The following is a 22,002-nucleotide window of genomic DNA, read 5'->3' on the forward strand; positions in this document are numbered from 1 at the left end:
ACACCGCCGACAGCCGGCCGCCTCGCTCATCAGGCCGTGCGCGCCGTTGCGACGGACCCGGGCCGCGCTATTTGTGTAAAGCGCCGCGCACGCTCGACACGTCGCGCGTCGTCACCGGCGCTGCCGCATTGCCCCACGTATTGCGAATGAACGTTAGCACGTGGGCCATTTCGCTGTCGCTCAACTGATCGGCGAACGACGGCATCTTGCGCGGCTCGGGACCGTGTTCCGTGCGCGGGCTCCGGCCGCCCTCGACGAGCAAACGCACGAGCGACGTGCTGGACGCCGACAACACCGCCGGATTGCCCGCGAGGCGCGGATACTTTTGCGGCACGCCCGCGCCGTCCGTCTGATGGCAACGCGCGCAATAAGCGGCGTAGAGGCCGGCGCCGGGCCGTTCGACGTCGCCGGTTTTCAGCGCCTGAACGCTCTGCCGCGCGGCGCGCGAACGCTCGTTGAAGTGCCCGCTCGGCGCGCGCGGCGGCAAGCTCTTCAGATAGGCGGCGAGCGCCGCGAGGTCGGCGTCCCTCAGATATTGCGTGCTGTCTTCGACCACCTGCACCATGCTGCCGAACGCGATCAGTCCGCCGCCGTGGCCGTGCTTCAGGAACGCGGCGATGTCCGCGGCCGAATGCCTGCCGAGACCCGAGCCGGGGTCGCCCGTCAGATTCGGCGCGAACCAGTGGTCGTTGGTGCCGCCCGTCAGAAAGAGCGGATCGGCCTCGCTATAGCCGCGCTCCTCGTAGGCGGCTCCGCGCGGCGTGTGGCACGCGCCGCAATGTCCGAGCGACTGCGCGAGATACGCGCCGCGATTCCATTGCGCGTCGCGGGTCGGCTCGGGCTTGAACGGGCCGCTCGGCGCGAAGGCCCAGTTCCAGACCGCGAGCGCCCAGCGCTGGTTGAACGGAAACGGCAGGCGGGTCGCGGGCGCGGGTGCCGCCACCGGCTGCACGCCGTGCATGAAGTACGCGTAGAGCGAGTGCATGTCGGCGTCGTCGATCTTCGCAAACGAGGGGTACGGCATCGCCGGATACAGCCGTTTGCCGCCGGGCGCCACGCCCTCGCGCACGGCGCGCGCGAAATCGTCGTAGCTATAGCGGCCGATGCCCGAGCGCGGGTCCGGCGTGATGTTCGACGAGTAGATGGTGCCGAACGGCGAAACCATGCCGAGACCGCCGGCGAATGCCGGCGTTGCGGTGGGCGCGGCGCCGGGGTGCGTCACGCGTGGCGGGGCTGTGTGGCAGCCGGCGCAGTCGGCGGCTTTCGCGAGGTAGGCGCCGCGAGCGATCTGGGCGGTGGTGGTGTTGGTGGTGGGCGCGGTGCTGGTCGTGACGCCGTTTGCGGTGCTGTTCGCGGTGCTGTTCATGACGCCGTTCACGGTGCGATTCGCCCTGCTGTTCGTGGTGCCGCTCATGAGGCCGTTCGCCGTGCTGTTCTCGGTGCCGCTCGCAGTGCCGCCCGTGCCGCCCGCGCTCGACACCAACGCCAGCGTCACGACGCCGCCGAGCACGGCATGCCAAAGCCGCCGCCATGCCGGCCGTCCGCCGTGCCACGCAACGTGATCGCTGAACCCGCGCATCGTCACCACCCCCTGCATGGCGACACGATCGCCAACGCCACGTCGGTCGCGATCAACGCGAACAGGAACAGCGCGCTGCACATCGCGGCGATGCGGCTCAGGAACCAGTCCAGTTCGGCGCGCGTGCGGCGCTTGCCGCTCAACGCGCCCCACTGCATCGGCCCGATGCGGCGCATCGTGCGCCACGCGGTCAACGTGCCGAACACGCCGGCCGCGAGACACAGCGCGCTCACCGTGAAAAGCGCCGGACGCATCCACACGACGAGCGGCGCCGACAGCGGCCGATCGAACGGATAGCAGCTCTGCGCGGCGAGCGCTTCCGTCGTCACCATCTGCGCGAGCCATGCAAACGGCGCGAGCAGCAGGCCGATCAGCATGTGGCGCATGGCCGGATGCGGCACCTGCGGCGGCTCGCGGCTCAGGCGCGGCGTCATGTCATCGGTCACGACCACCCCCGAAACAGGTAAGGCGTCAGATACAGCGTGCTGAAAATAAACAGCCACACGACATCGACGAAATGCCAATACAGCCCGCCGATCGTCAACGCGGCGCAGCGTTGTTCGTCGAAATAACCGAGCGCGGTCCACAGCAGCAGAAACAGCAGCACGACGATGCCCACCGCCACGTGCGCCATATGAAAACCGGTGATCGTGAAATACAGCGAACCATAGAGATGCGTGCTCAAGTCATACGGATGCGCGCGCCACTCGATCAACTGAATGCCCATGAACGCGCAGCCGAGCACCACGCCCAGCGCCATCGACGCCACCGCCCAGCGCAGACGGGCGCGCCGCACGCAGCGCTCGCACAGCCACACGAACACGCTGCTCGACAGCAGAATCGCCGTGTTGGCGATGCCGAGCCCGAGCTTCGGCAGCCCTTCAGGCGGCCAATGCTGCGGCGTCTGCGAGACCAGGTACAGATACGAAAAGATCAGATAACCGAACAGCGAACCTTCGGTGGCGATCAGCGTGAGGCACCCCCACCAGCCGCCCGAGCGCTCGCCGGCGCTGCCCACCGGCAAGGGATGCGGCTGCGCGGGCTCGCGCGAAGGCTGATTCAGGTCGACGGCGTCGCTCACGTCAGCCTCCCGCGTCGCGCACGGCGACCGGCTCGCGCTGGATCAACGCGCGCTCGGGCCACAACCACACCACGATCGACACCGCGCAGCCCGCCAGCATCGCGCCCGCGAAAATCCACGCGCCCAACGCGAGCCCGGCGAACACCAGCGTCGCGAACACCGCGAGCCAGAACGGCGCATACGAATCACCGGGCATCTTCAGAATCACATCGGGGTTGGCTTCGAGCGCGGTCGTGCCGAGCGCCTCGCGGCCCTGCGCGAGCAGATAGCCTTCGTCGAGTTGCGAGCGCATGGGGACCGTGATGCCCGGCTCGTCGATGCGGCCTTCCCACAACGGATGACGGCTCGCGAGCCACGGCACGACCGCGAAGTTGTACGGCGGCGGCGGCGAACTCATCGACCATTCGAGCGTGGGCGCGTCCCACGGATTGTCGCCGGCCGGCTTGCCGCGTTTCAGGCTCACGAGCACGTCGATCAGAAAGATCAGCACGCCCGCCGCAAACAGAAACGAACCCAGCGAGGTAATCAGATTCGCCGTGTTCCAGCCCATCTCGGCGGGATAGGTGTAGATGCGTCGCGGCATGCCGAGCAGCCCCGCGATATGCATCGGAAAGAACGCGACGTTAAAGTCGACGAACAGCACCCAGAAACCGAGCTTGCCGAGGCGCTCGCTCATCATCTTGCCGGTGAACTTCGGAAACCAGAAATAGATGCCGCCGATCACCGGGAACACGTTGATGCCGAGCAGCACGTAATGCAGATGCGCGACCACGAAGTACGTGTCGGTGAGTTGCCAGTCGAGCGGCACCGCTGCCGTCATCACGCCGGAGACGCCACCCACCACGAACAGCAGCACGAAGCCCGCGAAGAACAGGAACGGCACGCGAAACACCGGCCGGCCCGTCCAGATCGTCGCGATCCATGCGAAGGTGGCGACCGCGCTCGGAATCGCGATCACCATGCTGGCCGCGCCGAAAAACGACAGCGCCAGCGCCGGAATGCCGGTCGCGAACATATGGTGAATCCACACGACGAAGCCGATCACCATCGTCGCGACGGTGGAGAGCGCGACCGGTCCATAGCCGACCAACGGCCGTCGGCAAAACACCGGCAACGCATCGGAGACGATGCCCATTGCCGGCAGCACGACCGCATAGACCCACGGATGCGCGAAGATCCAGAACAGGTGCTGCCAGAGCAGCGGACGGCCGCCGTTGAGCGCGTCGAAAAAGTGCGTGCCGATGCGCCGATCCATCCACAGCAGCAGGAACGCGAGACTCACCGAGGGCACCACCAGCAGATTGCCGCCCGACGCGGTGAGCGTGCCCCACACCAGCACGGGCATCCGGTCGAGCGACATGCCCGGCGCGCGCATGCGCAGCAACGTGACGACGAAGTTCATCGCGCCGACCGTCGTCGAGATGCCGAGCAGCACCATGCCGAGCGCGTACACGTCGATATTCGGCCCGCTGCTGTATTCGAGGCCGGAGAGCGGCGCGTAGTTGAACCAGCCGGCGTTCGGCGCCTGGCCGCTCGGAAAGCTCGCATACAGAAAGATGCCCGCGAACAGAAACACCCAGTACGACAGCGCGTTCAGCCGCGGAAACGCCATGTCGCGCGAGCCGAGCACGAGCGGCCACAGGTAGTTCGAAAAGCCGGACAGCACGGGCAACGCGTACAGAAAGATCATCGTCACGCCGTGCATCGTGAAGAGCTGGTTGTATTGCTCGGGACTGAGCACCGTCGCGTTGGGGCGCGCGAGCTGGACACGCATGATCAGCGCTTCGACGCCGCCCATCAGCAGAAAAACGAACGCGGTGACGAGGTAGCGCAGGCCGATGGTCTTGTGATCGACCGTGGAGAGCCAGCCGCGCCAGCCCGGCGGGGCTTCCCAGATTTCGCGCAGGCGCTTTTCCTCGGCGCTGCCGGGCAGCACGCGGCCGCGCCGTGGCGTGCGCGCGAGTGGCGAGGCAGCGGGCGGCGTGCTCGTTGAAGCGGTGTTCGTAGCGCCCGGTGTGGCAGCGGACGCGGCGTGATCGGACATCGAAAGGCGCTCCGTAATGTGTCGGGAGGGTCGGGCGGGTCGGCGGGATTTCAACGCAGCGTCGCCAGATAGGCGGACAGCGCGGCGGCGTCGCCCGTTGTCAGCGCGATATTCGGCATCAACGCCTCCGGCTTGATCCGCTGCGCGTGTTGAATCCAGTCGAGCAGATGATCCGGCGTATTGGTCAGCGCGCCCGCGGCGATCGTGCGGCGCGAGCCGAGATGCGTGAGATCGGGCGCTTGCAGGCCGGCTGCGCCGGTGCCGCGAATCATGTGGCAGCCGGCGCAGCGCTCGGCGAACAGATGCCGGCCCGCGGCGAGCGCAGGATCGCCACGATCGCTGACGGGCGCGGCCGGTCGTCCTTGCGCGTCGCGCCAGGCATTGAAGTCCGCGGCGTTTTGCGCGACCACCTCGAAGGCCATGTGCGCGTGCTGCGCGCCGCAAAACTGCGAGCACTGTCCGCGATAGACGCCGGCATGATCGGCCTGAATCCACTGCTCGTTGGTTTGTCCGGGGATGGTCTGCGTCTTGCCCGCGAGTTGCGGCACCCAGAACGCGTGCACGACGTCGGCGCTTTTGAGCTGAACCTTGACGGGCTCGCCGACCGGAATATGAATCTCGTTGGCCGTGCTGAAGTTGCGGGCCGGGTCGGGGTCGTCGGCGTAGTCGACTTTCCACCACCAGTCGTATGCCGTGACGGTGAGGGTCAATTGCGGATGCGCGCCGGGCGAAGCGACCGACTCGAGCGTCACCAGCACATAGACGAGCATCCCGAACAGGACGATCGACGATACGCCGGTGCCGACATAAATCCAGCGCATGCCGCCCGCCTCCGCATCGAGCGAGTCGCTGGGCGCGGCCGGACGCTTGCGCGCGATCGCGCCGATCAGCAACCCGGCGACGATCAGCGTCACGCAGACGGCAATGGCGGTGAGCGCCCAGCCGAGCCGCATCGTCGGCGCGGCGGCAGGGCCGGCCGCGTGCAGGAAGTAATTGAGCGGCGCCGTGGGCGATGCATGAGCCGTGGACGCCACCCAGGCGAGCGCCGCGAGCGTGGCGCGCGCGCATGCGTCTCGTGACGCACGAATGCCGTTGCTTCGCGTGGGCAGCGCTCGTTGCATGCCGCTTCTGCTCCATGGGTTCGCCGTTCAGGGTCGTCACCCGGCAGGTTTTCCGACCTCGCGCGGGTGAGCATCAACCTGGTGAACCAGCAAGAAACGAACCTTTCAGGCGTAAGCAGAACGGCATCGGCACATCGCGGAGCCTAAGCGCAAAAAAAACCGATAACGACCTCTGGATCATGACCGGGCTCGATCAACGCTTCGTCCAGCGGCAACCGCGCCTCACAGCGGGAACTCACCCCGCCGCGCTCACTTTTTCCGCCAGCTTCGCGTCGTAACTGGAATGCACGTGCACCCGCTTTTTCTCGGGATAAGCGTACGAATACGCCTTGCGCAGCGCCAGCGAGGCCTCGTGGAAACCGGACAGAATCAGCTTCTGCTTGTTCGGATAGTTGGCGATGTCGCCGACCGCGAAGATGCCGGGCCGCGAACTCTCGTAGTTCGACGTATCCACGTCCACGCGGCCGCCGTGAATCGTCAGCCCCCATTGCGCGATCGGCCCGAGATCGGCGACCAGTCCATACAGCACGACGAGTTCTTCCGCTTCGAGCCGGCTCTCGCCTTCGATATGCCGCAACGTGATCGCCTGCAACGCATCGTCTTCCACGACGAGCCCCGCGATCGCGCCGACGACGAAGTCCATTTCCCCGGCCGCGACCGCGTCGCGCATCAACTCCACGCTCGAATCGGCCGCGCTGAAACCGTTGCGCCGGTGCACCAGCGTCAGGCGCCGCGCGACCTTGCGCAGCGCCAGCGCCCAGTCGAGCGCGGAATCGCCGCCGCCCGCCACCACCACCGTCTTGTCGGCGAAATCGGCGAGGCGCTGCACGCTGTAGTGCACGTGACGGGACTCCAGCGCCGCGGCTTCGGGCAGCAACAGCTTCTGCGGCACGAATGCGCCGTTGCCGGCGGCGAGCAGGATCGCCGCGACGTCGAACACGAGGCCGCGATCGGTGCGCACGGTCCAGCGTCCGTCGCCGCCCTGCTCGACCGACTGGACGCGTTGCTCCAGATGAATCGGCACGTCGAACGGCTTGCATTGCGCCATCAACCGCTCGACGAGTTCGCGCGCGGTGCACGACGGAATCGCGGGAATATCGTAGATCGGCTTGTCGGGATAAAGCTCGGTGCATTGGCCGCCGATCTTGTCGAGCGCATCGACGATCTGGCACGACAGCCCGATCACGCCCGCCTCGAAAGCGGCGAACAGCCCCACGGGGCCGGCGCCGACAATCAGAACGTCGGAGCGGATCGGTTGCGTTTGCGGGTCGGCGGCGGGCGTCATTCGGCGTCTCTTGGGATGGGTGGATAACCCACCATACAGAATCACCCCCAGCCCGGCAACGATGTCATTACACGCGGTAAGGACGCTCGGCGAGGGAACAGCGGGGACCGGACGCGCGGGGTTCCGATCGAACGGGATGTCCAATATGATGACGCCATCCCAGTGAATCGCCGCGGGCTCCCGCGCTCGCCGCCTCGTTGAACATGACCCGCGATTCCTCCCAGACCGCGCTATTGCGGATCGTCGCCGCCGGCTTTTTCATGCAGGCGCTCGACACGACGATCGTCAACACCGCGTTGCCGTCGATGGCGCACAGCCTGCAGGTCGCGCCGCTCGCGATGCAGCCGGTCGTGGTCGCCTACACGCTGACGATGGCGATGCTCACGCCCGCCTCCGGCTGGCTCGCCGACCGCTTCGGCACGCGGCGCGTGTACTTCGCGGCGATTCTCGTGTTCGTGCTCGGCTCGATATGCTGCGCGAGCGCGCATACGCTCGGTCAACTGGTGGTCGCGCGAATCCTGCAAGGCGTCGGCGGCTCGATGCTGCTGCCGATCGGACGGCTCGCCGTGCTGCGCAGCGTATCGGGCGAGCAGTACGTATCGGCGCTCGCGTTCATTTCGGTCGCCGGCCAGTTGGGACCGATCGTCGGACCGACGCTCGGCGGCTGGTTCGTGCAAACGATCAGTTGGCACTGGATCTTTCTGATCAACGTGCCGATCGGCGCGCTGGGTCTTTACGCGGTGCAGCGGTTTCTTCCGGCGCATGGCGAAACCCGGGCGCCGCCGTTCGACTTCCTCGGTTGCGGGCTGCTGTCGCTTTGCATGATCGCGTTTTCGCTGGCGATCGACGCGCCCGTCGAGACGCATCGCGCGGCATGGTCGGTCGGGCTCTTCGCGCTCGCCGCCGTGAGCGCGCTCGCCTACATTCCCTACGCGAGACGCCGGCGCGATCCGCTCTTCAAACTGTCGCTCTTCGGCGAGCCGAACTTCAGCGTCGGCCTGATCGGCAATCTGTTATGCCGGATCGGTTCGAGCGCCGTGCCGTTTCTCGTGCCCTTGCTGCTGCAATTGCAGTTGGGCTACTCGCCGCTGCATTCCGGCCTGATGATGCTGCCCGCGGCGCTCGCCGGCACCGTCGCCAAACGCTGGATCGCGCCGCTCATACGACGCTACGGTTATGACCTGTTCCTGCTCGTCAATACCGTGATCGTCGGCTTGTCGATCGTTGCCTTCGCGCTGATTTCGCGCGGCACGCCGCTCGTCGTCGAGGCCGCGATTCTCGCGGTGTTCGGCGCGGCCAACTCCATGCAATTCGCGGCGATGAACAGCGTCACGCTCAAGGGCCTGTCGCATGAAGACGCCGGCAGCGGCAACAGCCTGTTTTCGATGGTGCAGATGCTCGCGATCGGGCTCGGCGTGTCGATCGGCGGCGGTCTGGTGAATCTGTTTTCGGCGCAATGGGGCTCGGCCACGCTCGGCTTTCGCCTGAGCTTCGTGTGCGTCGGCGCGATCACGCTGGTGTCGGCCTGGGTGTTTCGCCATCTCGACGAAGCGCCCGCCGCGCGCGCGGTGCGTGCGCGGGCGACACAGGGCGCGGGGCGCTGAACGAGCGCGTCCTCGGCCCCGGCTTTTCAATTCGTCAGTCCGGCAAGCGGATGCCGGAGAAGCTCGCGCAAGCGTCGATCAAACGCTCCTGCACGGCGACCTCGCGCACGGCCGGATGCGTCTCGCGCGGCTTCATGTGATAGAAGTATTCGCCGCTGACGGTTGCCGCGGGTTCGTCGCTGACTGCGAGCCAGGCCTGGGTTTTGGGCGCGGCCCGCAGATCATCCGGTGCGCCCGCCCCGCCCATTTTCGTCGCGACCCAGCCCGGCTCCAGCGCATTCGACAACACCCGCGGCCAGCGGCGCGCAATCGCGAACGCCAGCAGCGCGTCATGCAGCTTCGAGTCCGAGTACGCCGCCGTGCCCTGCCACGGGCGCCGCTCCCACGCGAGGTCGTCGAGGCTCGCGTCGCCGCTGCGATGCAAACCCGAACTCAGGTAGACGAGCCGCTTCGGCTTCTCGATCAGCGCCGTCAACATGTAAGGCGCCAGCGTGTTGATCGCGAACACATGCGGCAGACCGTCGACGGTGGCGATCCGGCGCGGCTCCTGATAGCCGACCGCCGCGTTATGGATCACCGCGTCGAAGCGGCCGAGCCGATTCGCCTGCCCGGCCAGCGCGACGGTGGCCGCGATACTCGAGAGGTCGCCGGTGAGTATCGTTTGCGCTTCCGGTATCGCTTTTAACGCGTCCTCGGCGCGCGCCGCGTTGCGCGCATGCAAAACCACCTGATGCCCGGCGTCGACCAGAAGGCGGGCGGCCATCTGACCGAGGCCATCGGCGGAACCGGTTATGAAAACACGCGACATGAGGAGTTCTCCGTTGATCGATTCAAATATGCCCGATGCATGACGAGAATCCTGTTTCATCGTGTATCGGACGAACGCACCTAGCTTAGCGCGCGCTCCGCGATTGACGCGATAGCGTGGCTGTCATTCCATTCATGACACCGCATCATCTATTCGCTGTGACGTGCGGCATGACGACGAACCGACGCATGATTTAAAACGGACTTTCGCGTTAGCATGTCGTGCAACGAATACATAACAAAAGGACTATCACATGCCATTTGACGAGCGCATGCTGAACGGCATGGGCGTGTTGACGGCGATCGTCGATTGCGGCAGTTTCGCGGCGGCGGGCGAAGCGCTCGATATGTCGCAATCGGGGGTCAGCCGTTCGGTGGCGCGGCTCGAAGCGCGCCTCGGCATCCGGCTATTCGACCGCACCACGCGCTCGGTCGCGCTGACCGACGAGGGCCGGCGTTTCTACGAACAGATCGTGCCGCTGCTGGGCGGGCTCGAGGAAGCGGCGGCCTCCGCGGCCCAGGGCGCGAGCGCCGTTCGCGGACGCCTGCGCGTGAACATGGACCCGTTCTTTTCGCGCCTCGTGCTCGGCCCGCGACTGGGCGGCTTCATCGACAAGCATCCCGATCTGCAGCTCGAACTGGTCACGCGCGACCAGTTGGGCGATATGGTCGCGGACGGCTTCGATCTCGCGGTCCGTTTCGGCGAGCCGCCCGTGTCGACGCTGATCGCGCGCAAGCTGCTGGATACGCGCATTCTGACCGTGGCCGCGCCGTCGTATCTGAGGAAGCATGGACATCCGGCCACGCCGGCCGAACTCGAAAGCGGCAAGCACGTGTGCATCAAGTTTCGCGACCCGCTCACGGGCTATCCGTTCAGTTGGGAATTTCATCGCGGGCGCAAGAAGATGGTGATCGCGCCGCAAGGCCGTCTGACCGTGAACGACGTGGGCACCTTGCATAGCGTGTGCAAGGCCGGCCAGGGCGTCGCGCAGATTCTCGCGCTCGGGGCCGAGCCGCTGCTCGCCAACGGCAAGCTCGTCGAACTGTTTCCCGACTGGGGCGACGAGGTTTATCCGCTGTATGCGCTCTACCCTTCGCGGCATCATCCACCGGCGAAGGTGCGGGCGTTCTTCGACTTCATCGTTTCGCTGACCGGCGGCGCGCCGCGCGAACCGGCCGGTTGATTCGGCGGCCGGCTTCACGCACGCACGCCCGCCCGCCCGCGGCGAAGCGACGAGGCGCGAGTGCGCCGCGTCGATAAGCCCGCGCCGGGAAAGCCGTCTCAGGAAATCGTGTAGCGGTTTTGCGTGCCGCTCGTGTACACGTTGCGCGCGAGCGTGAGAATCTGCTCGCGATGCCGGTCGAAGGCGGCCAGCACGGCCGGTTCGTCGGCGCCCACGCTCGGGCTCAGCGTCGAAATCACCGATTGATTGACGGCGAAAGCGATTTCACGCGCGTTGTCGTAGCCCCAGAAATTGACGCAATGGTGGAAGGCGTCGTAACTGCGGCTTGGGTTCGGAAAGTTGAGAGACATATCGGGCCCCCGCGAGATGTGTTTCCGCTTCACGGTGCGCTGAAAGGCCCACCCGGTCAAGCCCTCGTTTATCAGGAAGGGGCGCTACCAGGTCCGTTGCGCTCGGCCGGGCAAGGCATGAACCGCGCCGCGGAATGCGCGCGCGGGTCCGAGCCTTGCTGGCGTGTAGGCGTCTTCGACACCAGGAGCCAGATGATGAGCGACACCAAGGAACCCGCCAAAAACAAGCCGGCCGACATCGAGCATCCGCAACCGGCCGTGCACAGCGACAACGAGAAGAGCAAGCTGCCGGAACGCGACGATGAAGGGCGCAATCAGTCGCCGGCGGACAGTCCCGGCAAGAAACCGGGTGAAGGCGAACCGTCGGTTGGTTGAAATATCAAGCGCCAAACGGGAGGCGGCTTTGCTGCGTTTAAGCGACGAAGCCGCACAAATTTTTCTTTTGAAACCCTTTCAGAAGCCGGACAATTTTTTCCTATTTATTACCGATTATTTTTTTGACGTGATGAACTATTTTTCTGCTTGCAGCGATGTGTGCGTCAAGCAAACCGGCTGCCGCCCCTCAACTGATAACAAAGGCGACGCCCATGTCCATCCCTTCAACCTCCTTCAAGGGCCCTAAAGTTTCGATTTGCCTGCCCACCTGCGAGCGTCCCGAACTGCTCGTGCAGTGTATCGATTCGTGTCTTGCGCAGACCTACGGCAATCTGGAGATTCTGATCGGCGACGATTCGAGGAACGCGCAGACGCAGCAGATGATCGCCGCGCGCTATGGGAAGGAACCGCGCGTGCGCTACACGCTCAATCAGCCGCCGCTCGGCCAGGCGCGCAATGTGGCGAGCCTGTTCGAGCGCGCGAGCGGCGACAAGATCGCGCTGATTCACGACGACGACCTGCTCACCACGGACGGCATCGAGAAACTGGTGTCGCTGTGGAAGCGCCATCCCCGACTGGACGCGGCATTCGGCGATCAGTACGAGGCCGATCACACCGGCTCGATCGACTTGCGGGCCAGCACGCGCCTGAACACCGCGTTTCGACGGACGAAAGAAGCCGAAGGCCTGCAGCCGCTGCCCGGCCGAACCGGCTTGATCCAGATGTTCCCCAACAACGGCTGGATGGCCGACGCCAAACTCGTCAAACGGATCGGCTACAAGGAAGAATACGCGGTGTGCTGCGATTTCGTGTTCGGCACCGAACTCTGTCTCGCGGCGCGTGAGGTGTTTTATCTGCACGATTACGTGTCGGTGTATCGCAAGACGGCAACCTCGATCTCGCACCGCACGCGCGGCACCACGGCCGCCGCGGCGGTGAGCGCCTATGCGTTCGTCAAGGCGTTGAAGCTGCCGCCGCAACTGGAGCCTTCGCGCAAGCTCAGCTTGCGCCGTCTCGCGCCCATCGTCGTCTCGGTCCATGCGAAGAATCGGCTGGCGCCCGGCGGCTTGAAGATCGCGCTCTCCCATCTGTCCGCGTACAGGTATGGGCTCAGTATCCGGCTTTACTACCATCTGCTGATGCTCTCGCGCGCGGCACTGCGCATACGGCCACAGGCCGCCGCCGCGGCCACCGTCGCGGCGGTGGCCGCGGTGCCCGGTGTGGCCGCCGGGCAGGCCGCGGCGGTGACGGAACTCGTCAAGGAACTCGCCGCGGAGCAATCGGAGCCGGTGTGACGCTTCATGGCGCATGTGCATGAGCGACGGGTTGATTTCATCGTTTGCGGAAGCTGGCTAGCGCGTGCGATATGCGCGTTTTCTGCTAAGCATCCGCTGCTTAGCAAACGCGTATTTGTTGCTTGGTCCGGCGCGCCATGCTGATTACGATGAAGTCGACCATCATCCGCCCCAAGGTGAGCCGCCATGTCCGACAGTGCCTGTTTCAAGCCCCGCGTGATCGAACCGGTCGTCGATAATCAGCCCGAGGGACTCGGGCTCGCGGTGGAGTTGTGGCTCGCGCATCCGGTCGACGGCATCGCCGGGCGCGCGGTGCAGATTCACTTGCGCAGCGGCGCGAAGATGGCGCAGGCCGAGGCGCTGCGCGATCTGCTGCATGCGTTCGGCACGGACATCATGGTGGCTTGAAGCGCGTCCCTGCCCGGCTGCCGCATCGCGCGTTTCGGGCTTCGATAAAAAACGGCGGCCGGGTTGCCCCTGACCGCCGTTGTCAATCAGCGCTCATTCGCGCTGTCCGGGCGTCTTGCACGCTCACGGCTCGTGACGCAAATACCCTTCTTTCGACGGATCGCGCATGCGCAGCGCGACGAGGCCGGCGATCGCGCACAGCGCGGTGACGTACCAGTAGAACATCGACTCGTTGCCCACCGACTTCAGCCACAGCGCGACGTATTCCGCCGAGCCGCCGAAGATCGCGTTGGCCACCGCATACGACAAGCCCACGCCGAGCGCGCGCACTTCCGGCGGGAACATCTCCGCCTTGATCAGACCGCTGATCGACGTATAGAAGCTGACGATCGCCAGCGCCAGCACGACCAGGCCGAAGGCCGCATACGGGCTCGTCACGTCTTTCAGCGCGTGCAGCAGCGGCACCGTGCCGATGGTCGCGAAGAAGCCGAAGAACAGCATCGAACGGCGCCGGCCGATGCGGTCCGACAACGCGCCGAACGCCGGCTGCATGATCATGTAGACGAACAGTGCCGCGGTCATCACGTTGCTGGCCGTCTTGGCGTGCATGCCGGCCGTGTTGACCAGGTACTTCTGCATGTAGGTCGTGAACGTGTAGAAGATCAGCGAGCCGCCCGCCGTGAAGCCGAGCACCGTCATGAACGCGACCCGATGGATCCACAGGCCGCGCAGCGTGCCGGCTTCCTTGCGTTGACGCGTCGCGGCGCTGGTGGTTTCGTCGAGCGATTTACGCAGGTACAGCGCGACCAGCGCCGCCAGCGCGCCGATCACGAACGGCACGCGCCAGCCCCACGCCTTCAGTTCCTCGGTGGAGAGCGTCTGTTGCAGGATCACCAGCACCAGCAGCGCGCACAACTGGCCGCCGATCAGCGTGACGTACTGGAACGACGCGAAGAAACCGCGCCGGCCCTTGAGCGCGACTTCACTCATGTAAGTCGCGCTGGTGCCGTATTCGCCGCCCACCGACAAGCCCTGGAACAGCCGCGCGACCAGCAGCAGCGCCGGCGCGAGCGCGCCGATCTGCGCATAGGTGGGCAGCACCGCGATGACGAGCGAGCCGCCGCACATCATGAAGACCGACACCATCATCGCCATGCGGCGGCCGTGCTTGTCGGCGAGTCGGCCGAAGAACCAGCCGCCGATCGGACGCATCAGAAAGCCCGCGGCGAACACGCCGGCCGTATTGAGCAACTGGGTGGTGGTGTTGCCGCTCGGGAAGAACGCGGGCGCGAAATACAGCGCGCAAAACGAATACACGTAAAAGTCGAACCACTCGACGAGATTGCCCGATGAAGCGCCAACAATCGCGAAGATACGGCGTCGTGTGTCGTGAGCCGAGGCCACGGTTTGGTCGGTTAGGTCGGTCATGCTTGTGTCTTTCCTTGTCTTTTGAACGGAGGTCGCGGTCTTGCTGCCGCCTTCACAACGCGCGCTGTGGCATAGCGTGGGTGCCGCGGTGGCACCGGAGCGTCACGGCCGGCACGCGTGCGCGAATTTTACAGAATCGCAAGACAAAGATGGGAGGTTTATGCGCGGGCCGTCAGGGTCGAGACGGCGAGCGAGCCGCCAACCCCTTACGGCGCGAAGGGTTCCAGCGAGAAAAAGCCCCTCTGGGCCTTCACGGACCCAGAGGGGCTTTTTTTTGACGAGTCAGACGGCTCATCCGGCCGGCGCTTTATGGGCGCACCAAGCGACGCACCAAGCGCCGCATCAAGCCCTCACCGCCGGCGGCACATAGCGGCACTCATAGCGCTTGCGCACCGTGCCGTTTTCGTCGACGCTTTCCAGATACACGTCGAACTGCCACAAGCGCGCCATGTGCTTGAGCACCTCGTCGCTATCCGACGACAGATGCCGGTTGTCGCTCATGAAATGCCGCAGCGTCAGGCTCCGGTCGCCACGCGTATTCACCGCCCACACCTGAATGTTCGGCTCGCGATGATGCATGTCGTACTGCCGCGACAACGCCTGACGCACGTACTGATAGCCGCTTTCGTCATGAATCGCGGAGACTTCGAGCGCGTCGCGCATGTCGTCGTCGAGCACGGAGAAGAGGCGCATTTCGCGGATCAGATGCGGCGACAGATACTGCGCGACGAAACTCTCGTCCTTGAAGTTGCGCATCGCGTAGTGCATGGCGGGCAGCCACGGACTGCCGGCGAGTTCCGGGAACCACTTGCGGTCTTCGTCGGTCGGCGCCTCGCAGATCCGGCGAATGTCGCTCATCATCGAAAAACCGAGCGCATACGGATTGATGCCGCTGTAGTAAGGCTTCGTGACCGGCGGCTGATAGACCACGTTGCTGTGCGAATGGAGAAACTCCATCATGAAGCCGTCTTCCAGCTTGCCCTGGTTGTACATCGTGTTGAGCAGCGTGTAGTGCCAGAACGTCGCCCAGCCTTCGTTCATCACCTGGGTTTGCCGCTGCGGATAAAAATACTGGCCGACCTTGCGCACGATGCGGATCACTTCCCGCTCCCACGGCTCCAGCAGCGGCGCATTCTTCTCCGCGAAATACAGCAGGTTTTCCTGCGGCTCCGGCGGATAGCGCTCCTCGATTTCCTCGGGCAACGGCGTGTGCCGGGTCGGCAAGGTGCGCCAGAGTTCGTTCACCTGCGATTGCAGATACGCCTCGCGCTCGCGGCGCGCGGCGAATTCCTTTTCGAGCGAGAGCTTCTGCGGACGCTTGTAACGGTCCACGCCGTAATTCATCAACGCATGGCAGGAATCGAGCAGTTCCTCCACCCGGTCGAGCCCGAAACGCTCCTCGCACTCCGCGATGTAGTTCTTCGCGTAGACGAGGTAATCGATGATCGCGTGCGCGTCCGTCCAGAGCCGGAACAGGTAGTTGCCCTTGAAGAACGAGTTGTGCCCGTAAGCCGCGTGCGCGATGACGAGCGCCTGCATCGTCATCGTGTTCTCTTCCATCAGATACGCGATGCAGGGATTCGAATTGATGACGATCTCGTACGCGAGCCCCATCTGCCCGCGACGGTAGCTTTTTTCGGTGGAGAGAAAGTGTTTGCCGAACGACCAGTGACGGTAGTTCACCGGCATGCCGACGGACGCGTAGGCGTCCATCATCTGTTCGGCGCTGATGAGTTCGAGCTGGATCGGATAGACGTCGAGTTCATATTGCTCGGCGACGCGGGCAATATGCGAGTCGTACTCTTCGATCAATTCGAAGGTCCAGTCGGACGGGCACGGCAGAGGCCTTCTATCGGCTACGTTCATACGGACTTCCCTTTGCCCCTCAGTGGGCGTTCCGGTGTGTCCCCGTGCTGCAGCGGTGTCGACTGCTCCGGTGGCGGCGCCTGCCTGATCCGCCCCACCCTCGGCATGCCCCGACTGACGCTGCGGCACGCCTTTTCCACGCTCCGGCTGATAGCCGCGCGCTTCGTTATGCAAATGCTTGGTCGTCATGAGGACGCCACCTGCTTTTCAAACAACTCACGAAAGACCGGATAAATGTCCGCCGCGGTTTCGACCTTCTTCATCGCCATGTGCGGCTGGCTCAGGGCCAGTTGCGCATATTCGAGCCACAGGTTCTGCTCTTCGGGCGTCACCTGAATATACGCAAAATAGCGCACCTTCTCCAGGATGTCATCCGCGAGTATCTTGCGGCACTTCGGCGAGTCGTCGGTCCAGTTGTCGCCGTCCGACGCCTGCGCGCCGTAAATGTTCCATTCGGTGGGCGAATAACGCTCCTCCATCACCTTCTGCATCAGTTCCAGTGCGCTCGACACCACCGTGCCGCCGCTTTCGGTCGAATGGAAGAACGTGTCTTCGTCGACTTCCTCGGCGCGCGTATGGTGGCGAATGAACACGACCTCGATGCGCTCGTAATTGCGCTTGAGGAACAGATACAGCAGGATGAAAAAGCGCTTGGCGAGATCCTTGCGCTGCTCGTCCATGGAACCCGACACATCCATCAGACAAAACATCACGGCCTGGCTGGACGGCGTGGGCTGCTTCACCCGGTTCACATAGCGCAGATCGAACGGGTCGATAAACGGAATGCGCCAGATGCGTCCCTTCAGGTGGTGAATTTCTTCCTCGAGCAGCTTGATCTCGTCGCGGCGGTCGTCGGGGTCGGCCTTCATGACCTCCAGTTGCCGCTCCATCTCGTGCAACTGATTGACGAGCGGCGCACCGAGCGCGATGCGGCGGCCCAGTGCGCTGCGCAGCGAGCGGACCACGTCGATGTTGTTCGGCGTGCCTTCGGCGGCCCAGCCCGCGCGGATGCTTTTCCACGTGGGGACGGCCATCAGATGGGTTTTGACGAGACGCGGCAGTTCGAGGTCGTCGAAGAAGTACTGCATGAATTCTTCGCGGCTCAGTTCGAACACGAAGTCGTCCTGACCCTCGCCTTCGTTGCTGGCCTGATTGCCCCCGCCACCGCCGCCACCCCCTTGCGGGCGCTGGATCTTGTCGCCGCGGATGTAGTCGGAATTGCCCGGATGCACCATTTCCCGCTTGCCGCCGGGGCCATGCCGGAACGACGGCTCCGCGATGTCCTTGCGGGGAATCGTGATGCTCTGGGTGTTCTGGATGTCCTTGATGCTCCGGTCGCGAACCGCTTCCGAGACGGCGCGACGAATGTAGTTCTTAACGCGACGCAAAAAGCGTTCGCGATTGGCGATGCTCTTGTTCTTGCCTGCTAACCTGCGGTCGATGATTTGATGAAGCACACCGCTCTCCCGTGTCGATCGGAGTTAGCGCTTCAGCGCTTACTCCGATCCCATACACTCGTACGTCGATCGGAGTTGGCGCTTTAGCGCTTACTCCGATCCCATACACTCGTATGTCGATCGGAGTTGGCGCTTCAGCGCTCACCCGGACCCCATGCAACTGTACTAACTTCGGGCGAGGCGCAAGCCGCATGCGCAGCACAGCTATGTCCATGCGGCTCGCGCCTCGCAAGGTGCCCGCGCGGCCGAACCGCGCGGGCGGCACGCAATGCGCATCATGACGACTTGCGCACGCGCAGATACCAGTCACACAGCAAGCGCACCTGTTTCGGCGTATAGCCCTTCGTCACCATGCGATTCACGAAGTCTTCGTGCTTGCGTTGTTCCTCCGCCGAGCCCTTGGCGTTGAACGAGATCACCGGCAACAGTTCCTCCGTGTTCGAGAACATCTTCTTTTCGATCACGACGCGCAGCTTCTCGTAGCTGATCCACGCGGGATTCTTGCCCGCATTGGCAGCACGCGCGCGCAGCACGAAGTTCACGATCTCGTTGCGGAAGTCTTTCGGGTTGCTGATGCCCGCGGGTTTCTCGATCTTCTCCAGTTCGGCGTTCAGCGCCGCACGGTCGAAACTCTCGCCGGTGTCATGGTCGCGGAACTCCTGATCCTGAATCCAGAAGTCGGCGTACGTCACGTAGCGATCGAAAATATTCTGACCATACTCGGAATACGACTCCAGATACGCGGTCTGAATCTCCTTGCCGATGAATTCGGCGTAGCGCGAGGCCAGCACGTCTTTAATGAACGACAGATACTTCTGCTCGGTTTCCGGCGGGAATTGCTCGCGCTCGATCTGCTGTTCGAGCACGTACATCAAATGCACCGGATTCGCCGCGACTTCGGTGGAATCGAAGTTGAACACCCGCGACAGGATCTTGAACGCGAAGCGGGTCGACACGCCGGTCATCCCTTCGTCCACGCCCGCGAAATCGCGGTACTCCTGATACGACTTGGCCTTCGGATCGGTATCCTTCAGATTCTCGCCGTCGTAGACCTGCATCTTCGAAAAGAGGCTGGAATTCTCCGGCTCCTGCAAACGCGTGAGCACCGACATCTGCGCCATCATCTTCAACGTGCCGGGCGCGCATACCGCACTCGCCAGCGACGAGTTGCGCAGCAGCTTCTCGTAGATCTTCACTTCCTCGCTGTAGCGCAGGCAGTACGGCACCTTCACCACGAAGATCCGGTCGAGCAGTGCTTCGTTGTTGCGGTTGTTGCGGAACGCCTTCCATTCGGACTCGTTCGAGTGGGCCAGGATCACGCCGTCGAAAGGAATCGCGCCGAAGCCTTCCGTGCCCTTGAAGTTGCCTTCCTGGGTCGCGGTGAGCAGCGGATGCAACACCTTGATCGGCGCCTTGAACATTTCGACGAATTCGAGCAGGCCCTGATTCGCGAGACACAGGCCGCCCGAGTAGCTGTATGCGTCGGCGTCGTCTTGCGCGTACTGTTCGAGCTTGCGGATGTCGACCTTGCCGACCAGCGACGAGATGTCCTGATTGTTCTCGTCACCCGGCTCGGTCTTGGCGATGCCGATCTGGCGAAGGATCGACGGATAGCGGCGCACCACGCGGAACTTGCGGATGTCGCCGTTATATTCGTGCAGGCGCTTGACCGCCCACGGGCTCAGAATGCTTTTGAGGTAGCGGCGTGGAATGCCATATTGCTCTTCGAGGATCGGACCGTCCTCGTCGTAATCGAACAGGCCGAGCGGCGACTCGTTGACCGGCGAGCCCTTGATCGCATAGAACGGCACGCGTTCCATGAGCTGCTTCAAACGCTCCGCGATCGACGATTTGCCGCCGCCGACCGGGCCCAGCAGATAGAGAATCTGTTTCTTTTCCTCGAGACCCTGGGCCGAATGCCGGAAGTACGCGACCACCTGCTCGATCACTTCTTCCATCCCGTAGAACTCACGGAACGCTGGGTATACCTTGATCACCTTGTTCGCGAAGATGCGCGACAGGCGCGGATCGTTGCGAGTATCGATCTGTTCCGGTTCCCCGATTGCCGTCAACATGCGTTCGCCAGCCGTGGCGTACGCGGCGGGATTGTCTTTGCAGAGCGCGAGATACTCCTCGAGCGAGAGTTCATCCTCTCGCGTTTTCTCGAAGCGGGTCGCGAAACTGCTGTAGATATCCATGCTACCTCCTCGCCGAAGTCTAGACCGATGTCGTGCGCGGCGCGCTATTCGGAAACGACATCGCTCGAATTCATCCTAAACCCTTTTAAATTTTTTTTCACGAACTACGTTGCGAAAATCGCGCCGTACCCGGCTACCGATATTCATCACTTGGAAACGGTGTATCGACAACCTACAATCTTGCGCGCAGGCCGCAGCAATCGCGAACCGCCGCTGTCGTGACAGCGCTGCCGCCATCTCGCCGCGACACACTCTGTTGCACCGCTGGTCCATGTCACGGCCATGCCCCCATTACACAAGTCACAGGTCGTATCGTTCATCGAACAAACCGGCTGCTGCACCGGACGATCTGTCCGCTCGCACCCGCATCGTCGTGAAAGCACGCACGTCCTACGCGTTTTTCGTGCCCGGCCATTCTCTTCATCAACGCGCGGCGCGGGCATCGGGTCTACACGAAAAAGCGCCTGTTACATGTTCGCGGCGTCGCGCGCATGGCGTGCCTTGCATCGGTGCGCCTTCAAGCGGTTCGTCAAGGCGCGAGCGGTTTTGTTCCGCGTCGTCCGCACCGACGCGAGGTGAATCGCACAGAGCCGCCCACTGATGCTTCAGCCCTCGTAGTAACCGCGTCCGCGATATGGTTAGCCGCCCGTATAACTGGATGACGGCGCAGCGGCAGTCCGCTTCAATAGGTGTATACGCAAGACGCGCGCGAGACGCACACAGGACACGCGGCAAGTCGCGCATTGGCGACGCCGTAAATGTAAAACGGCCACCCCGTGGGCAGCCGTTTGCATGAAGCTTCGTAATGAGCCGTTACAAGACAGTCGTGACAAGCGGGTTGTCACAAGCGCGCCATAACCCGCGCGGTGCATGCTCAGGTCAGATCGACCTCGACTTCGCCAAGGCCGTCGATATGGCCGCGCACGATGCCGGGCTTGTCCACATTGTGAGCGTCGACATAGGAACCCGTGGTGAGCGTCCAATCCGGTTCGATGGTGATGCCCATCGCCGCGCAATGGTTGACGAACCACACCAGCAGTTCGCGCGGGTCGCCCGCCGGATTGCCGGTCACTTCCGGCACGAGCGAGCGGCCGTTGAGGCTCAGTTCGAGTTCGGGCGACACGAAATCGAAGCCGCGCGCGAGACCCGCGTAAGCCACCGGATGACCGGTGATCAGCGCGCCGTTGTTCTGCGCGTCGGCCAGTTGCGCGAGCGGCGCGACGTTCGGCCATTCGGCAAAGCGGCTATCGACGATCTCGATGGCCGGCAGCACGACGCCGACCTTCGCCAGCACCTCGTCGCGCGCATAGGCCCGCCCGCGCGGCTCGATCGCCTCGGCGAAGCGAAAGGCGATCTCCAGTTCCACCAGCACGCGGAAGAAGCCGGCATGCGCGACCCGCGCCGGCGAGGGCAGCACCAGCGACGCCGGAATCGGCGCGCCCGCGGCGGCCCCGCCCGGCGCCTTGGCGCCGATCTTCCACGCACCGGTCGCGTCGCCGAGGCCCGCGATGACCGCCTGCTGGATCGCGTACGCGGTGGCCGCGTCGGGCGGCAGGCTGTCGGGCGCGGGCACGTCGATCGGATGATGCTGCCGGCGTGCTTCGACGAGGCGGAGCGCGAGGTCGTGTGGCGTCATGTCGGTCCTTTATGGCTGGCGCGTTGAGCGGTTGGTTGCCGCGTGCCGGTTGGCGTGGACAGGCGTTACAGCGATTAAAGGCAGCGGGCTCGCACGCTTCAGGCAGACGATCCGCGCTGGCCGCGCAGCCGCGAGGAGCAGCAGCCGCGCCCGTCAATGTACCGGATCATGGCGCCCGCCAGGGCGTGAAGTGCGCCGTCGGCCCTACTTAATGCGCAAGCCATGAAAAAAGACCGCCGATGCGTGCGCGATCGCGGTCTTTTCGGGCGATGCGGTCATCCGCC

The 22,002-nt window shown here is 64.2% G+C and carries 19 protein-coding genes; 6 read left to right on the forward strand and 13 right to left on the reverse strand.

Features of this window, described 5'->3' with window-relative positions:
- Positions 1 to 67: 67 nt before the first annotated feature.
- The 6 genes from ACOCG7_RS21395 to ACOCG7_RS21420 form a co-directional block, all read right to left on the reverse strand.
- Positions 68 to 1,579, reverse strand: a complete 1,512-nt coding sequence (locus ACOCG7_RS21395; protein WP_416448071.1) for a c-type cytochrome — start codon at positions 1,577 to 1,579, stop codon at positions 68 to 70.
- A gap of 2 nt (positions 1,580 to 1,581) precedes the next feature.
- Positions 1,582 to 2,025, reverse strand: a complete 444-nt coding sequence (locus ACOCG7_RS21400; protein ID WP_310124990.1) for a hypothetical protein — start codon at positions 2,023 to 2,025, stop codon at positions 1,582 to 1,584.
- On the reverse strand, positions 2,022 to 2,660 hold the full coding sequence (locus ACOCG7_RS21405) for a cytochrome c oxidase subunit 3 (RefSeq protein WP_244744067.1): 639 nt from the start codon (positions 2,658 to 2,660) through the stop codon (positions 2,022 to 2,024). The genes ACOCG7_RS21400 and ACOCG7_RS21405 overlap by 4 nt, the downstream gene beginning before the upstream one ends.
- A 1-nt stretch (position 2,661) precedes the next feature.
- The gene (ctaD, locus tag ACOCG7_RS21410; protein ID WP_244744065.1) at positions 2,662 to 4,704 is read right to left on the reverse strand and encodes a cytochrome c oxidase subunit I; all 2,043 of its coding nucleotides are present in this window, start codon (positions 4,702 to 4,704) and stop codon (positions 2,662 to 2,664) included.
- A 50-nt stretch (positions 4,705 to 4,754) separates the two neighbouring features.
- Positions 4,755 to 5,825: a cytochrome c oxidase subunit II gene (coxB, locus tag ACOCG7_RS21415; RefSeq protein ID WP_244744063.1), complete on the reverse strand. Its 1,071-nt coding sequence runs from the start codon at positions 5,823 to 5,825 to the stop codon at positions 4,755 to 4,757.
- A 235-nt stretch (positions 5,826 to 6,060) separates the two neighbouring features.
- The gene (locus tag ACOCG7_RS21420) at positions 6,061 to 7,110 is read right to left on the reverse strand and encodes an NAD(P)/FAD-dependent oxidoreductase (protein WP_114162530.1); all 1,050 of its coding nucleotides are present in this window, start codon (positions 7,108 to 7,110) and stop codon (positions 6,061 to 6,063) included.
- A gap of 203 nt (positions 7,111 to 7,313) precedes the next feature.
- Here ACOCG7_RS21420 and ACOCG7_RS21425 point away from each other — a divergent pair, with 203 nt between their 5' ends.
- Entirely contained in the window at positions 7,314 to 8,714 is a 1,401-nt protein-coding gene (locus ACOCG7_RS21425) for a DHA2 family efflux MFS transporter permease subunit (RefSeq protein WP_244744061.1), read from the forward strand.
- Positions 8,715 to 8,748: 34 nt separating this feature from the next.
- Here ACOCG7_RS21425 and ACOCG7_RS21430 read toward each other — a convergent pair whose 3' ends face one another.
- Complete coding sequence (locus tag ACOCG7_RS21430) at positions 8,749 to 9,522, reverse strand: SDR family NAD(P)-dependent oxidoreductase (protein WP_244744059.1); 774 nt, start codon at positions 9,520 to 9,522, stop codon at positions 8,749 to 8,751.
- A 253-nt stretch (positions 9,523 to 9,775) separates the two neighbouring features.
- Between ACOCG7_RS21430 and ACOCG7_RS21435 the strand changes: the two genes are divergently transcribed.
- The gene (locus ACOCG7_RS21435) at positions 9,776 to 10,705 is read left to right on the forward strand and encodes a LysR family transcriptional regulator (RefSeq protein ID WP_114162533.1); all 930 of its coding nucleotides are present in this window, start codon (positions 9,776 to 9,778) and stop codon (positions 10,703 to 10,705) included.
- A gap of 98 nt (positions 10,706 to 10,803) precedes the next feature.
- Here ACOCG7_RS21435 and ACOCG7_RS21440 read toward each other — a convergent pair whose 3' ends face one another.
- The gene (locus ACOCG7_RS21440; RefSeq protein ID WP_073431083.1) at positions 10,804 to 11,055 is read right to left on the reverse strand and encodes a DUF1488 domain-containing protein; all 252 of its coding nucleotides are present in this window, start codon (positions 11,053 to 11,055) and stop codon (positions 10,804 to 10,806) included.
- 195 nt (positions 11,056 to 11,250) lie between these two features.
- On the opposite strand from ACOCG7_RS21440, the gene ACOCG7_RS21445 reads away from it, so the two are divergent.
- From ACOCG7_RS21445 to ACOCG7_RS21460, 4 genes are all read left to right on the forward strand, one after another.
- On the forward strand, positions 11,251 to 11,430 hold the full coding sequence (locus ACOCG7_RS21445; protein ID WP_114163507.1) for a hypothetical protein: 180 nt from the start codon (positions 11,251 to 11,253) through the stop codon (positions 11,428 to 11,430).
- Positions 11,405 to 11,677: a hypothetical protein gene (locus ACOCG7_RS21450; RefSeq protein WP_421379894.1), complete on the forward strand. Its 273-nt coding sequence runs from the start codon at positions 11,405 to 11,407 to the stop codon at positions 11,675 to 11,677. Before ACOCG7_RS21445 ends, ACOCG7_RS21450 begins: the two co-directional genes overlap by 26 nt.
- Positions 11,643 to 12,725 carry a glycosyltransferase family 2 protein gene (locus tag ACOCG7_RS21455; protein ID WP_114162534.1) on the forward strand — a complete coding sequence of 361 codons (1,083 nt, stop codon included), beginning with the start codon at positions 11,643 to 11,645 and terminating at the stop codon, positions 12,723 to 12,725. Before ACOCG7_RS21450 ends, ACOCG7_RS21455 begins: the two co-directional genes overlap by 35 nt.
- A 186-nt stretch (positions 12,726 to 12,911) precedes the next feature.
- Complete coding sequence (locus tag ACOCG7_RS21460; RefSeq protein WP_244744056.1) at positions 12,912 to 13,133, forward strand: hypothetical protein; 222 nt, start codon at positions 12,912 to 12,914, stop codon at positions 13,131 to 13,133.
- Between the two features lie 123 nt (positions 13,134 to 13,256).
- Here the strand turns inward: ACOCG7_RS21460 and ACOCG7_RS21465 are convergent, their stop codons facing one another.
- The 5 genes from ACOCG7_RS21465 to ACOCG7_RS21485 form a co-directional block, all read right to left on the reverse strand.
- Complete coding sequence (locus ACOCG7_RS21465; RefSeq protein ID WP_114162535.1) at positions 13,257 to 14,561, reverse strand: MFS family transporter; 1,305 nt, start codon at positions 14,559 to 14,561, stop codon at positions 13,257 to 13,259.
- A gap of 342 nt (positions 14,562 to 14,903) precedes the next feature.
- On the reverse strand, positions 14,904 to 16,616 hold the full coding sequence (locus ACOCG7_RS21470) for a SpoVR family protein (protein ID WP_073431078.1): 1,713 nt from the start codon (positions 16,614 to 16,616) through the stop codon (positions 14,904 to 14,906).
- Positions 16,613 to 17,884, reverse strand: a complete 1,272-nt coding sequence (locus ACOCG7_RS21475; RefSeq protein ID WP_073431077.1) for a YeaH/YhbH family protein — start codon at positions 17,882 to 17,884, stop codon at positions 16,613 to 16,615. The genes ACOCG7_RS21470 and ACOCG7_RS21475 overlap by 4 nt, the downstream gene beginning before the upstream one ends.
- A gap of 275 nt (positions 17,885 to 18,159) precedes the next feature.
- Positions 18,160 to 20,082, reverse strand: coding sequence for a PrkA family serine protein kinase (locus ACOCG7_RS21480; protein WP_073431076.1), 1,923 nt, complete (start codon positions 20,080 to 20,082; stop codon positions 18,160 to 18,162).
- Positions 20,083 to 20,956: 874 nt separating this feature from the next.
- A complete protein-coding gene (locus tag ACOCG7_RS21485; RefSeq protein WP_073431074.1) occupies positions 20,957 to 21,718 on the reverse strand; it encodes a hydratase in 762 nt (253 codons plus the stop codon).
- Positions 21,719 to 22,002: the final 284 nt, after the last annotated feature.

Source organism: Paraburkholderia sp. DD10 (assembly GCF_049177125.1).
Classification (GTDB): Bacteria; Pseudomonadota; Gammaproteobacteria; order Burkholderiales; family Burkholderiaceae; genus Paraburkholderia; species Paraburkholderia terricola.

Excerpts from the sequence above, each read along its gene's own strand:
- ACOCG7_RS21430 (WP_244744059.1), bottom strand. The coding sequence starts at position 9,522 with ATGTCGCGTGTTTTCATAACCGGTTCCGCCGATGGCCTCGGTCAGATG.
- ACOCG7_RS21470 (WP_073431078.1), bottom strand. The coding sequence starts at position 16,616 with ATGACGACCAAGCATTTGCATAACGAAGCGCGCGGCTATCAGCCGGAG.
- ACOCG7_RS21455 (WP_114162534.1), top strand. The coding sequence starts at position 11,643 with ATGTCCATCCCTTCAACCTCCTTCAAGGGCCCTAAAGTTTCGATTTGC.
- coxB (WP_244744063.1), bottom strand. The coding sequence starts at position 5,825 with ATGCAACGAGCGCTGCCCACGCGAAGCAACGGCATTCGTGCGTCACGA.
- ACOCG7_RS21420 (WP_114162530.1), bottom strand. The coding sequence starts at position 7,110 with ATGACGCCCGCCGCCGACCCGCAAACGCAACCGATCCGCTCCGACGTT.
- ACOCG7_RS21425 (WP_244744061.1), top strand. The coding sequence starts at position 7,314 with ATGACCCGCGATTCCTCCCAGACCGCGCTATTGCGGATCGTCGCCGCC.
- ACOCG7_RS21480 (WP_073431076.1), bottom strand. The coding sequence starts at position 20,082 with ATGGATATCTACAGCAGTTTCGCGACCCGCTTCGAGAAAACGCGAGAG.
- ACOCG7_RS21440 (WP_073431083.1), bottom strand. The coding sequence starts at position 11,055 with ATGTCTCTCAACTTTCCGAACCCAAGCCGCAGTTACGACGCCTTCCAC.
- ACOCG7_RS21445 (WP_114163507.1), top strand. The coding sequence starts at position 11,251 with ATGAGCGACACCAAGGAACCCGCCAAAAACAAGCCGGCCGACATCGAG.
- ACOCG7_RS21460 (WP_244744056.1), top strand. The coding sequence starts at position 12,912 with ATGTCCGACAGTGCCTGTTTCAAGCCCCGCGTGATCGAACCGGTCGTC.
- ctaD (WP_244744065.1), bottom strand. The coding sequence starts at position 4,704 with ATGTCCGATCACGCCGCGTCCGCTGCCACACCGGGCGCTACGAACACC.
- ACOCG7_RS21485 (WP_073431074.1), bottom strand. The coding sequence starts at position 21,718 with ATGACGCCACACGACCTCGCGCTCCGCCTCGTCGAAGCACGCCGGCAG.
- ACOCG7_RS21395 (WP_416448071.1), bottom strand. The coding sequence starts at position 1,579 with ATGCGCGGGTTCAGCGATCACGTTGCGTGGCACGGCGGACGGCCGGCA.
- ACOCG7_RS21435 (WP_114162533.1), top strand. The coding sequence starts at position 9,776 with ATGCCATTTGACGAGCGCATGCTGAACGGCATGGGCGTGTTGACGGCG.
- ACOCG7_RS21465 (WP_114162535.1), bottom strand. The coding sequence starts at position 14,561 with ATGACCGACCTAACCGACCAAACCGTGGCCTCGGCTCACGACACACGA.